The sequence below is a fragment of the Photobacterium aphoticum genome (genome assembly GCF_001029435.1).
GTDB lineage: Bacteria > Pseudomonadota > Gammaproteobacteria > Enterobacterales > Vibrionaceae > Photobacterium > Photobacterium aphoticum.
Genome location: NZ_LDOV01000016.1, coordinates 115,120 through 127,625, shown reverse-complemented (window position 1 = coordinate 127,625; position 12,506 = coordinate 115,120). Strand labels below are relative to the sequence as shown.

Genomic DNA, 12,506 nt, shown 5'->3' with positions numbered 1-12,506 from the left:
GCAGAACCATGATGTAGAGAAGAGGGTAGAAATGGTAACAAAACCCACAGCGAGGTGGGTTGTGTTAAGATGAGTTGGGCACTGACTGCACTCTATTTTCAGAACGGTCACCTAATCGGCATTCTAAATACCAATAATACGGTCACTGAAGCCATCGTTTGGTTGGGCTGAACTTGCGAACAAGCCTGTACAAATCACAGTTTGGATTGAGAAGTCGAGTTGGCTCTTCTTTGCTTTTAAAGTTTTTTGGAAGTGAGCACTCAAGTCGCATTCTCCGTCTGTAACCATTAACACATCGGCTTTATTGAATTGTTTTTTACTCTCAATGATCTCTATAGCACGTTTCAGTGGTGTTTCGAAATCAGTGCCACCAGAGAATTCTTTACATAGGAATGCTAAGAGCCCCGTAGAAGATGTTTCGTCAAGAAGTAGTTCTTTGATTTGCCCATTGGAGCCGAAGAGTAATACGTAAAGATCTCGTTTCTCTTTAGTGATGATGGTGTGTATGGCCAGCAATAGTGCTCTTGCTTTCAGAATAGGTTGCCCAGACATGCTTCCTGATGTATCTAGACATACGACTATTGGACCCTTCATCTTTTCATCTTCACTGTCGTCTTCTAGATCTATGTGATGACCAAGCATTTTGTATGTGGATAGATTAGATTCGAGTAGCTTCGCATAGAAAAGATGTTCAAGCTCTTCGTTCTCTAATAATGAAAGCTCCGAGGGTAGAACTCGTGATATATCGGCACTTTTGTGAGTGCCATATACTTCATTGGTATTGGCTCTTTTGATCTGTTTTTGTTTCATTTTCTCCGATACATAGCTTCGCCCAAGTGTTTCGAGAATATCAGCAATGGATTGATTACTTTCTAGCTCTTTTGATAGTGATGAAAAATCAATATCTTTAGCCGCTTTCAGGTCATTGTAAGTGAAACTGTATCCTAAGCTTTGACTTAATGAAGATGCTTTTGTACCCGCCTCATTCAGTTTTCCTAGTTGCTGATGGTATTTGTTGACGGTAATTAGGGCATGAGAAGGTAGATTTTCATCCTGAATTTCTTCGAGGTAACGTTCAATCTCACGTTGAGATTGCTGAAGAGCTTCAATTGTTTGTTGATCGAGAGGAGTGTTATTTAGCTGATCATAAATCTGTTGAAGATCGTTTTCAGATAAAGAGCTCCCTGACGTTTGATCCCACAAACGCCATTTTGTTGCCCCAATATGCTTTTTAGCCGATGTTTTTAATGATCCAATTGTATGCTCCCAAGTATCTTCTAACTCGAACATGCTCTCAAGACGACTGATATTTGTTTTTCTAGGTGCTATTTCTACGCATTTTCGGCTGAACTCATGGCAGTTTTTGATAACAAGACCATAGAAAGCCCGTTCGCCTATTTTAGATTTTGCTTCATCAGAGACAATAGTGTCACCCACTGCACCATGAGAATCACAGGAAACGTAAATTTGTCTATGCAGTTTACCGCTATCAACAAAGCTGCTTGGTGAATCAAGTTTAACTTCTGATTCAAATGATCCGGTGACGACGATATTAGATATTTCCCCATTACCGACGTATATACCGGAGTGTTCAACGCCGAGAAAAAGATCACTATAGATAACACTTCCCTCAGTAGGTGTTACCTTTGAGCGAAATGTATCGTCAATAAAGTACTTGGTCGCTTTGGTGGCTAGCTTGGCTATACTAAGCCCTTTTAAAGCACAAAGAGCTGCCTTGCCCATTGATGTAATTAATGGAATCATAGCCAAATATTTGCCTTTAGCTGTTGTTCTATTAGCTCTCTACAATTCGCTGTATCCGAGTCGGCTTGCTTTTTATCTTCGCTTTGTGGCATGTCAAATACACTGCGATTTGGTAAGATAAATAAGTCAAGTCTTTCATCCGCCCACTTAACGTTAGCGTTAAAACTGGTAATATCTTTGTTTACTTCATAGAAGAATTGACTTCCTGCAATCATAAAACCATCGCTTTTATTAACGTCAAAGTATTTAGATACTTCAGTCAAATAGTGTGAGATGTGCTTTTTTTGTAATGACTTTTTTACGAGTTCTACATGAGTGTCAGTTAATTTATTACAGCTAACACGAGCTTGGTAGTATTTTGCATCAGATCCTAATGCTTGACCTATTTTATCCATGAATATTTCATTAGCACTACGGGTTGCTAAGTGCGCGAATTGGGAATGATTTAAAAAAGACATGATTTATTCCTATATGGCAGTATTTATAATATTGTTGACTTTCTGTATGTTTTGGTCGTTGCACCACAGTATGTGTCGAAATAAAGTAACGTCGGAAAGATCCAAGTAATTTCTCCCATTGGTATATGCGGAAACTTTCATCAATTTTATCGATTTAACCAGCTTCCGATCTGAAAGCACTTCATCAGTATTTTCTGAAAACTGAGATTCATATTCTTTCTTGATATTAATAATCGTATTTTCGATGTCCGTCGGAATTGTAACGTCTTGAGACAGTGTTGAGATTGAATGAATTTCTTCTTTTGTAAGCATCAACTCATTTGGTATCGAGAAAGGTTTAGCTTTGAAGTTGATGAGTTTTGACAAATTATGCTCGCTTACATGAGATACGAATTTCTTTAGCAAAAAACGGTCATACAAGGCTTCAAGTTCATTTTGACCAATAGGTAACTCATTGGAGGCCGCAATCATTGAAAGTAATGGAGTCTGATCTTTTACAATCCCATTATGGTATGTACGTTCGTTCATGATGGTGAGTAACGAGTTCAAAATGGCGGAGTTAGCCTTAAATACTTCATCAAGGAATACAACGTTTGACGTTGGCATATACCCTTGTGTATTACGGCTGTATTCGTCATTTTTAAGCTTAGATATGGAAAGTGGACCGAAGACTTCTTCAGGTGTGGTGAATTTTGTAAGTAGATACTCGAAGTAGGAACCATCTTTTATGACCATAGACAGTCTTCTTGAAATCTCACTTTTTGCCGTGCCAGGAGGTCCAACTAAAAGCACGTTTTCCTGAGCAAGCAAGCCAAGAACAGCCAATTTTATTTCAGTATCGCGTTCAATCAGTCCTTCGGAAAGGGCTGTTGTCAGTTTTGATAATTTTTCACGTAATTGCATGTTTACTTATTATCCAAATGATTTTTGTTTGAAGAGCAGGATCATATCGTATTGGTAAGCATTAAAGTGTTACGCGTTTAACGCTATAGAGAATAATGTTCTTTAAAGTGAATGGGCATTGCTGCATTAAGTTTACATTGTCATAAAACTCAGCAGTAATGCTTTAAAGGTATTTTTTCGAGGTTTGATAAATAACAAAACACGCAGGCTGTGGGTTTAGAGTGTAGAGCCTGCGTATTTGAATAATTGGCTTAATAGCTTATCGCCAAACGATGCTTCATCGAGATATGCGCTAATCAATCAGATTGCGGTTGCGCTTGAACACGGTGCGCAATCGACGAAACACAGCGCTGCGCGGTAGGGCTCACGCCAGAGAGCTGATAAAACCCGTGAATCACGCCCAAGTAGCGCTCACAGTAAGCCTCAACGCCATGTGCAAGCAGGGTGCGGTAAAGCTGCTCCCCTTCATCGCGCAGTGGGTCAAATTCTGCCGTGATGATGGTCGTCATCGGCAAACCGGTAAAGTCAGCATGTAATACATCCAGTTCAGGATGGCCTTCAATCTCCATGCCTTCTGGCATATACATCTCAAAGCCCGACAACAGCATGTTAGCGGTGATGATGTAGTCCGTGCCGTTTTGCTGATAACTCTCAGACGCTCCGCGTGGATCCAGCATCGGATAAATCAAAATCTGCTGCTGTGGTAACCAGGATTGATGCTGTTTTAAGCGCAGTGTGGTTGTCAGCGCGAGTTGACCGCCGGCACTGTCACCCACAAAGGCGATGTGTTCGGTATTGCCACCGTATTTGTGCGCTTGTGCTTTAATGCTCAACACCGCCTGATACACATCATCATGAGCAGCCGGATAGACATGCTCCGGTGCCAATCGGTATTGGATGCAAATCACCAGCGTGTTGGATTGGTGCGCAAGGCTGCGAAGTTGGGCATCGTGCGTCGCAAAGCCACCACTGATAAAGCAGCCACCATGGAAATAAACCGTAATAGGTAATGGGGCGTCCGAGCTGGGCTTGTACACCTTCATAGTGATGCCATTCAGCTCATCGACAAATTCTTCCGCCATGTTCGGGCTGTCGCCGGCCAGTACGGTACTGCCAAGATACCCGGCACGTCGATCCGCAATGCTCTGGTTTGATGGACAAGGCTTGCCATCGGCAATGAACCCTTCGACCAATGGTCGAATACCCGCTTCTAAGTGATTGATCATTCTGTTGCTCTAAGGACTATTTTTCGCCGCGTAGGGTATAGCAACGGTAATGCTTGTATATAAACACAGTAAAAAAGTGTGATGTCTGTGAGCAGAAAACAGAGTCAGGAGGTGCGAGTCGCTAGTGCGCCGGATTTGATGGTCGGTGACGGAGGGGACGACGTGGTTTTTGCTCCGTTGTTACGATAGCAGCTGGGTGCTGGTACGATCTAGTTGTGACTTACCTGTAAATATGATCGATTACAGATAAAAAAATCATTTCCGTGCTCATATCACCAAAACTATAACGATGTTTATGATTCCATCATTCAGTAAATTCATCTTCTCACAAATTTTAGTGCTTTCATTTTATTATGAAGTAGATTCAAAAAATTCAAAATCACGGAGGGCGTATAAGATGGCTGGATATATCATCTTTTTTTGTAGAGATTAAACGTGAGTAGTAATACTATGAGTAAATACAACGACCAATATTATCTGGCCTTTAACCAATGTAATGAAGATGGCAATATATTATTCCTTCAAATGACAGATGAAAGTTTTAACCGAGATCCATGCTGGGTAAAATTAAACGATGGCGAACAACCTCTGTTTCTCGAAGATTCCTGTCAAGAAATCGACATTCAGCCTACAAAAGCGCATATGAATTTGCAAAGTTTAGTAGTGAGCAATGATATCTATTTAGATCTGGTTGATTTTGATATCAAAAATTTCCAACTATATCCTACTGTTATTATTGATCGTAATGAGAAATACCATGAGGGTTACTGGTTTTTTAACACATACGCAGATTTACCTGCACTTGATCTAGATAAATCCGATATTCACGATTTAGACCTAACATCTGAATTGCATTATTTGCAGAGGATTTCTTTATCTGATGAGATACTCGATGCAATACCAGAAGAAGAAAGACTCATTTTTCCAATAGCCGGTTCGGATATGGGGCACATAGCTTTCCATCAGAAAATTGTCGATGTTTTTAATAAGCACAAAGTTAAAACTATCAAATTTATAAAGATTTCCGAATGGGAAGAGGGATGGGAATTCGACGCATTGACATTCAAATAATAGAGATTGTTTGGATTAGTCTGAATAATGCCTGTCAGTTTCGTGTCATCGATATGACTAGATCTGACCGGTTGCCCTAAATTGGTTCTGCCCCATTCCGAGCTAGGAGTGGTCAACTTAGCAAACAGACAGCGCTACGGTTTGCAATACTAAAACTAATCTTACAATCTTACGACAATTAGCATTCATGGTTAAAACACCCCCACTTAGTGGGGAAGCCTCAAAGACGCCGAAAATCAAGTTTTTTATCCATTTAGTGAGAGAAGTAAAGCGTACGTTCGTCCGTGAAAATATGAAAGTTAGGCTGCTATAAAGAGAATTTGATCATTAGACGCAGCATCAATTAGATGAGCATCTTCTGATTTTTCTTTTAGCACTTCATAGTGTCCAGTTTAGACTGTCTCAGGATGGGGGAAGTGGGCAGAACAACCTCAACTTGGGCGAATAAGTAAACGCGGTGACAAATACCTACGAACACTTTTGGTTCGTTGCGCGGGAGTAACTATCCCATCGAATTTCAAGAAGGCCTACTATGCCTTCAGCTTCGATACACCAAACCTGATTGATTCCTAACATTTTTTTGCAGGAAACTCACAAAACAGCATTTTGTAGGAATTATCCTGCTTTAACTTTGCATTATACTCTTTAAAATTAATTGCTTATTAGACATTGAAACACACTGCACAATAGTATGTTCATTAGCTGCAACCCACCAAGTGTTTAATACTAGCCAAAAGAAATACCAACAATACCAATAAAAAAGGATATTCCATGAATAAAACATTAGGGGCAGCAATGCTTCTTGTTGCTGGGTTTACTTTAAGCCCTATTGCCTCAGCTATTGCTGCTGAAAATGTAAATATTGACACTTCAGCAAATGAAAATCAGTGGTGGAGCACTTATAGCGTTGAAATTCAAAATACTTCAAATCAAGCTATTGATATGAAAGGGTCTACCGTTGAGTTTCTACTGCCTAATGCTATCAACGATGTTAGTTTTGTATCTTCCGCGCTCTCATATCCGAGCTGGACGATTGAACATGAATTCACATCTGAAGGTGTTTATCACACTATCACCTATAATTTTGATGACGGAGCATGGGTTAAAAATACTCTTCCTCGTGATGGATCTTTCAGTTTCTCCTTTGGACTAAATAGCCAACTTCCAGATTTCCAATCGTTTGAAAACTCGATTAAATTCAATGGCTCAGGTGGTGGACAACCGCCAACACCAGAGCCAGAATTAGACTTATCAATTCTTTCTCCTATTGATGGACAAAAATTGGTATCCAATGAAGCAACCGATATTACGATTTCTGTTGCTGGTGAAAGCGCGTCTAAAATCGAATTTTGGGTCGATGGCAGTAAAGTTGCCGAGCAAAATGTCGAGCAAGATAAAACAGATTACTCGCAATCTTGGACACCAAATGAACTCGGTTTTGCAACCATCAACGTGCTTGTGTTTGATGAGAAAAACCAACAACTCAAACAGCAATCTGTCACGGTTGAAGTGGAATCTGATCACGATTTCTCAGCACCAGAAGTTCGTTTCATTACACCAGAAAATGGCGCTACTTTTAATAAAACAGAAACAGTATCTATCTCTGTTGATGCGTTCGATATTGATGATGACCTAACCTCTGTTGTTATCGAAGCTAACAATGTTCAAATTTGTGAATTTGACGCTAAGCAAGCTGAGCATTTTGCTTGTGATTGGCAACCGTCTCAAGCAGGCTCCGTGACACTAAACGCCATCGCCACCGATGAGCAGAACCTGACGAACACGACAAGTGTACAAATTACCGTTACTGAATCGAACAACAGCTGTGGTGATGTCTCACCATACCAAGACGGAATCAGTTACCAAGTTGGCGATCGCGTTTCAAATGTTGGCGAAGTCTTCTCGTGCACGGTATTTGGCTGGTGTGGTAACCCAGTATGGGCTCCAGGAACTGGACATCCTAGCTACCCTGATGCTTGGAAAGATGCTTGGCAATCAGAAGGCCAGTGTGATCCAAACGCGTTACCTGAAATTGGTTTAGAAACGCCAGCTAACGGTGAGCGTTTATCTCCGAATAAACCTTTTGACGTCATTATCAATGCGGTTGATGAAGATGGCGAAGTCGTAAAAGTAGAAGCTCTGCTTAACGGTAAGGTTGTCGCAACAGCTACGCAACCAACATCAGGCAATCAATATAAACTGACAGTTCCAGGTCAGGCAGAAGGTGCTTATGAATTAGTAACAGCAGCTTATGACGACAAAGGTGCATCAGCGGCAACGGCACCAATTACATTGGCGATTACCGACCAAGATCTTGTGGTTGGGCTAACTTCCCCTATTGATGGTTCAAAATTCACACAGGGACGTAGCATTAAACTTGCTGCTGACGCAGAAAGCTTCGTTGGCTCGATTCAGTCAGTGACTTTCAAAGTGAATGGAACGGAGCTAGTTACAGTAAATAAAGCACCATACGAATATGAGTGGGTTGGTGCACAAGAAGGGACTCACACCATTGAGGCTATTGCCATCAATACTGAAGGTGACACGCTAGCAAGCTCGGTGTCGACGATTGAAGTACAGGAAGCAAAACCAGAAACAGGTTTACGTGATAATCCAGATCGTTCAATTACTTATTTGACCTCGTGGGGACTAACGAACATTGAAGAACTTCAAAAGTCTCAGGGTGATGCCTACTTCTTGTCTTTTGGTAAGTGGGACTCTAACGGTAACATCCAAGTAACGGATGGAATGATTGAACCAAGTTACAACGACTCTTGGATGGCTCCAGGCTATCAGTCATGGACAGAGCTAAAACATAGCCACCCAAATAAAACCATGATGGTGGCATTTGGTGGTCAAACGCATGAAAGTATGTGGGCTCATATGGCCTCTCCTGCTGCACGCGAGTCGATTGCCAATGGTCTTGTTGAAATGATGAACAAGCCTTATCCAGTGTATAAGAAAAACCTGAAACCAGAAGAGATGGTTGGAGAGTGTCTTGCGACGAATTGGTCTGGTGAATGTGATTACAGTAAGTACCAACTGGCTGGCTATGTAAGTATTGATGGCATCGATTTCGACTACGAAAAAGCGGCGCGCCTTACTGAACAAGAGAACCGTAACCTAGAAGCCTTGATTGATTTGATTCGCACCAAAGTTGGTAAGAGTAAGCTTATCTCTTTGACAACTTACCATGTAGGTGCTGACCCTGTTGAGTGTGAAAATCCAAGCGTGATTGAAAACTGTTCATTCATCGAACCAGATCGTTCTAGCCACCATGGTGAAGTGATAACACTACTTAAAAACACAAAAGATAGCGTTGATTTCTTCAACGTAATGGCATACGACGCGGGTAAAAACTTCAAGTACGATGTAGCTATGGCAAACTATGCCAAACACGTTGGGGACCCATCAAAAATCGTGCTTGGCGCAACAATCAATAGCCAATGGGGACCAGATGGTCGTTTTGTTGAAACTCGTGAAAATAATATTGAACGAGCAAAATGGCAGAAAGCCCAAGGATACGGCGGTTTCTTTATTTGGACGCTAGGCTCAAACACTGAAAGCCTTTCTATGCAAGAGCAAGTTGAATACTTCAACGAAATGATTTCTCACAACTAAACCATCGCAAAGAGGCGCTGTTTAAACGAAGCGCCTCGTCTTTACTATGCCCTGTAAATGATTCTGTGGGTTCTGTAGCAAATTTTGCTAAAGACGTAACAGGGCCATCCTTCTCACACAATTATTCTGCTAGAGCGTAAAATAGCTCAAAGGCAGTGTCACCTTCAATTTGGTCACGTTTCAACATCGCCCATGACTCTCTTAAATTGGCATTCGACATATAACCGTACTCAAGTCTTACGCTCCATTTAAAACAGATAAGAATCCAAATCCGTGACAGGGGAGAGGCTGCGCTCAACAATGATCTGCTCCAGCCAAACTGGACTCTTACACTAAGCGATTTTCCGATACCAAAAGTTATCCGTACTTTTCCAATTTAAGTGATTACTCTAAGAAGGTTTTGTCCAACTGTGTGTCAGCACACAATCTATCGGTTGTTCTGCCTGTCACTATGAATGAAGCCAGCGATCAAAGCCCCTGCTTTTGTGACAGGTACACCTTGCGGCCACGTAGTGCTAGCGTTCCGACATCCTGCCCTGCATATCATCAAGGTTGAAATGCGCGGGTGCATGTCGATTGTGGGCTAAATCGCATTGCCGATCATTCAAAACGGACTCGGACAATGCCCATGCATCGGCTTGCCTGTGGCTGGGTGAATAAAGTCAATCTCACTGGCATGCAGCATTAACCGCGAGGTATGGATAAGTGTGTTATCCGCATCAAAATAGGTACGTGATTCCGGGGTGTTATAAAGATCGCAGCCTAAAATAGGATGGCCAAATTCAAGGCTGTGGATCCGCAGTTGATGAGTACGGCCTGTCACCGGGCTGTATTGCACTAACGTTCTCGGTGGGTTATCCAAACGCTCGATAACCTGATACTCACTGATGGCACTTTTGCCTGTCTCGTGACAAATCTTCACGCGGGGAAAGAGGGCGGCATCTTTGGCTATGGGCGCAGAGATTTGGCCGCAGTCTGTATCCACCCAGCCTGCCAACATCGCAAGGTAGCGCTTTTTCACAGTTCGTGCTTGAAACTGCTTGTTCAGGCTTTTTGACGCCGCAGGGTTAAGTCCTACCACCATAATGCCGGATGTGCCGAGATCTAACCGATGTGGCAACTTGGCCTCTGCAAATGCCAGCGTTGCTTTTTCAGTCTGTGTTGCGCTTTGGCCGTTCACTAAACGGTAATGCACAGAATCCCAGTTCAGCGGGTTTTTGCCGGATAAACTGAGTAACCCACTGGGCTTATTAATCAATAAAATATCATCATCTTGATACAGGATCTCGACGCGGCCTTGGCACGTTGGTGCCACAAAATGATCAATGATTTCACTCGAGATAGACGCGTCAGATGTCGACATATAAGGGGGGCCTAGTGCAATAACAAAGAAAGGCCCTGATTATAGTGTTGTTAGGGGCGTTGGCTACCGCTTTGTTCGATGACTCAATGCGGATTTTCCGACTTCGCTTTGGCGTATTGCATCCACACATGGCATTGAATGAAATACAGCACCAGACCATAAACGCTGAGCAGCAAAGCAAGAAAGAGAAAGTCGGTGTAAAGGCGACACAGCACACTGCCAATCATCAGTGTTGCCATGGTGCGGGTGAACTTCGGTTGCGGATCAAACCGCATCGCAGGCCAATACATCATAAATTTAGCGGTAAAAATCACGTACACGATGTCATTAACAACGTCCATGTTGTCTCCATCCAATCGAATGCCATTCTACTCTCACTATATATCTCAACAGGGTATAGATAATGGGGGCGTGATTGATGCGCGGTTGATTTTTATACAATTGCGAGTGGCGTCATCTTGTGATGAGTCGCCGCCACCCGTGTTTACATTTCCCGTTATAACCTGCTGCAGTGATGGTGTTCTTCAGTCGTTCATGTCCTTGCTTAAAGATGCCGGACAGGGAGGGTCAAACGTCTGAAGGGCATCCAAATCATCGTTTGTGCGGGCAAACAGACGATTGGTGCCTAAACGGTAGTAGAGCGCGCGATAAATGGTGTTGGCGAACAGAGTCAGCGGGGAATCTTGAATGATACCTTCTCTGAACAGGTGTTTTGTACAGGCTTCAAAGGCGGTAATACTGTTGAGTTTTTGGGCGGCCTCTTTCGGTGATATCGCGATGGTCTCATCAAGGACAATCCTGTAAAGGTCATCGTATTCATGGCTGATACTGAGCGCCATTTGAACAAAGACGGGATTGTCATATTGGGTTAATACCGCCTGTTTGTAGCTATCACGAATACCGTCGCCATCGTTATCTAGCCCGCGAACGGTCTCAAGAGATTTCGGATTTTCATTGGGATCGGTATCTGTGATGGGAGAGGCGGCAGGAGTGAGATCAACATTAACGAGCTGTCGCCATGAGGAAGAAGCATGATGGGGATATTCACCTTTTATCGGCCACTGGGCGACATAGACGTGTCCCTTAAAATCGATGATGTTTCCCACACGGTAGGCGGTCTCATGATCATAACTATCAATGGTGTCTTTGGTTGTATAGAGCCAGCCATCCCAGACGAAATCATTCACTTCTGGGGCGTTGCCATGGTTTCGGTGTGAAGCCACGAAGGTGTTACCGTGATGGCTAACCAGACTGCCTGCCGTATAGACGGTGCTTTCATCCCAGATTTCCGTTGCTAGCGACATGGCGGGGACAGCGAATCCCAGTATGAGGGCAACCAGTCCTTTCTTCATGTGTTATTTCCTTTCTGTGCTTACATTCATGTGGTCATGCGACGGATGCGTGTGTTTTGTTTTATACATAGTGCGATCAAGAGAAGGGGGGATGGAAGAGAGATGTGGACAAGTGCGAGTCAGTTCATCTTGTGATAAGAAACTTTGTGCTTTGCTTTTCACCACACAACCACCATACGCATAATGGCCGGACAGCGCAGGTGATAGATGGCAAAGGAAATTAAGCATGGAATGGAAGAAACGGCTAGCACTGGGCGTCGGGATCGTATTAGCGGCTGGATTGCTGTTACCTGCCACAACAATGATCCCCGTGCAAAATGCGCAGTGTAATGATTGGAATCACGAGACGTTCTGGTACGAACCTTGGGGATCGTCAGGGACGCACAAAGGTATCGATATTTTCGCTAAGCAAGACACGCCGGTGATCGCGGCCAGCAGCGGGGTAGTACTGTATGCCGGCCAGCTACCGAAAGGCGGCAACGTGGCGGCGGTGCTGGGTCCAAAATGGCGGGTGCATTATTACGCGCACATGGCATCCGGTGCGGTGTCGGTGGGTGATTGGGTATCGGCCGGCGAGGTCATGGGTACCGTAGGTCAAACGGGCAATGCCAAAGGCAAGCCGGCGCACTTACATTATTCGGTATTGAGCGTGGTGCCTTACCCGTGGTTGATCACCACACAAACCCAAGGGTGGAAGAAGATGTTTTATCTCGATCCTGCCAAGGCATTTGAACGCTGTCAGAGTTAA

The 12,506-nt window shown here is 43.3% G+C and carries 11 protein-coding genes; 4 read left to right on the top strand and 7 right to left on the bottom strand.

The genetic code is table 11. The features are described from left to right. Nucleotides 1–123: 123 nt before the first annotated feature. The 4 genes from ABT58_RS08800 to ABT58_RS08785 form a co-directional block, all read right to left on the bottom strand. On the bottom strand, nucleotides 124–1,764 hold the full coding sequence (locus ABT58_RS08800; RefSeq protein WP_047874007.1) for a VWA domain-containing protein: 1,641 nt from the start codon (nucleotides 1,762–1,764) through the stop codon (nucleotides 124–126). After that, on the bottom strand, nucleotides 1,761–2,159 hold the full coding sequence (locus ABT58_RS08795; RefSeq protein ID WP_107205063.1) for a hypothetical protein: 399 nt from the start codon (nucleotides 2,157–2,159) through the stop codon (nucleotides 1,761–1,763). The genes ABT58_RS08800 and ABT58_RS08795 overlap by 4 nt, the downstream gene beginning before the upstream one ends. A 72-nt stretch (nucleotides 2,160–2,231) precedes the next feature. After that, entirely contained in the window at nucleotides 2,232–3,125 is an 894-nt protein-coding gene (locus ABT58_RS08790; protein WP_053063034.1) for an AAA family ATPase, read from the bottom strand. Nucleotides 3,126–3,421: 296 nt separating this feature from the next. Next, complete coding sequence (locus ABT58_RS08785; RefSeq protein WP_047874005.1) at nucleotides 3,422–4,351, bottom strand: alpha/beta hydrolase; 930 nt, start codon at nucleotides 4,349–4,351, stop codon at nucleotides 3,422–3,424. A gap of 450 nt (nucleotides 4,352–4,801) precedes the next feature. Between ABT58_RS08785 and ABT58_RS08780 the strand changes: the two genes are divergently transcribed. The 3 genes from ABT58_RS08780 to ABT58_RS08775 all read left to right on the top strand — a co-directional run bounded on the left by ABT58_RS08780 (nucleotide 4,802) and on the right by ABT58_RS08775 (nucleotide 9,043). Further along, on the top strand, nucleotides 4,802–5,422 hold the full coding sequence (locus ABT58_RS08780) for a hypothetical protein (RefSeq protein WP_047874004.1): 621 nt from the start codon (nucleotides 4,802–4,804) through the stop codon (nucleotides 5,420–5,422). A gap of 444 nt (nucleotides 5,423–5,866) precedes the next feature. Beyond that, complete coding sequence (locus ABT58_RS24555; RefSeq protein ID WP_107205062.1) at nucleotides 5,867–5,995, top strand: hypothetical protein; 129 nt, start codon at nucleotides 5,867–5,869, stop codon at nucleotides 5,993–5,995. A 198-nt stretch (nucleotides 5,996–6,193) separates the two neighbouring features. Next, entirely contained in the window at nucleotides 6,194–9,043 is a 2,850-nt protein-coding gene (locus ABT58_RS08775; protein ID WP_047874003.1) for an Ig-like domain-containing protein, read from the top strand. A gap of 604 nt (nucleotides 9,044–9,647) precedes the next feature. On the opposite strand, the gene ABT58_RS08770 is transcribed toward ABT58_RS08775, so the two are convergent. The 3 genes from ABT58_RS08770 to ABT58_RS08760 form a co-directional block, all read right to left on the bottom strand. Next, complete coding sequence (locus ABT58_RS08770) at nucleotides 9,648–10,406, bottom strand: RluA family pseudouridine synthase (protein ID WP_047874002.1); 759 nt, start codon at nucleotides 10,404–10,406, stop codon at nucleotides 9,648–9,650. 83 nt (nucleotides 10,407–10,489) lie between these two features. Continuing rightward, nucleotides 10,490–10,747: a hypothetical protein gene (locus tag ABT58_RS08765; protein ID WP_047874001.1), complete on the bottom strand. Its 258-nt coding sequence runs from the start codon at nucleotides 10,745–10,747 to the stop codon at nucleotides 10,490–10,492. A gap of 183 nt (nucleotides 10,748–10,930) precedes the next feature. Then, nucleotides 10,931–11,758 carry a hypothetical protein gene (locus tag ABT58_RS08760; RefSeq protein ID WP_047874000.1) on the bottom strand — a complete coding sequence of 276 codons (828 nt, stop codon included), beginning with the start codon at nucleotides 11,756–11,758 and terminating at the stop codon, nucleotides 10,931–10,933. Nucleotides 11,759–11,984: 226 nt separating this feature from the next. On the opposite strand from ABT58_RS08760, the gene ABT58_RS08755 reads away from it, so the two are divergent. Then, entirely contained in the window at nucleotides 11,985–12,506 is a 522-nt protein-coding gene (locus ABT58_RS08755; RefSeq protein WP_047873999.1) for a M23 family metallopeptidase, read from the top strand.

Excerpts from the sequence above, each read along its gene's own strand:
- ABT58_RS08800 (WP_047874007.1), bottom strand. The coding sequence starts at position 1,764 with ATGATTCCATTAATTACATCAATGGGCAAGGCAGCTCTTTGTGCTTTA.
- ABT58_RS08795 (WP_107205063.1), bottom strand. The coding sequence starts at position 2,159 with ATGGATAAAATAGGTCAAGCATTAGGATCTGATGCAAAATACTACCAA.
- ABT58_RS08790 (WP_053063034.1), bottom strand. The coding sequence starts at position 3,125 with ATGCAATTACGTGAAAAATTATCAAAACTGACAACAGCCCTTTCCGAA.
- ABT58_RS08785 (WP_047874005.1), bottom strand. The coding sequence starts at position 4,351 with ATGATCAATCACTTAGAAGCGGGTATTCGACCATTGGTCGAAGGGTTC.
- ABT58_RS08780 (WP_047874004.1), top strand. The coding sequence starts at position 4,802 with ATGAGTAAATACAACGACCAATATTATCTGGCCTTTAACCAATGTAAT.
- ABT58_RS08775 (WP_047874003.1), top strand. The coding sequence starts at position 6,194 with ATGAATAAAACATTAGGGGCAGCAATGCTTCTTGTTGCTGGGTTTACT.
- ABT58_RS08770 (WP_047874002.1), bottom strand. The coding sequence starts at position 10,406 with ATGTCGACATCTGACGCGTCTATCTCGAGTGAAATCATTGATCATTTT.
- ABT58_RS08765 (WP_047874001.1), bottom strand. The coding sequence starts at position 10,747 with ATGGACGTTGTTAATGACATCGTGTACGTGATTTTTACCGCTAAATTT.
- ABT58_RS08760 (WP_047874000.1), bottom strand. The coding sequence starts at position 11,758 with ATGAAGAAAGGACTGGTTGCCCTCATACTGGGATTCGCTGTCCCCGCC.
- ABT58_RS08755 (WP_047873999.1), top strand. The coding sequence starts at position 11,985 with ATGGAATGGAAGAAACGGCTAGCACTGGGCGTCGGGATCGTATTAGCG.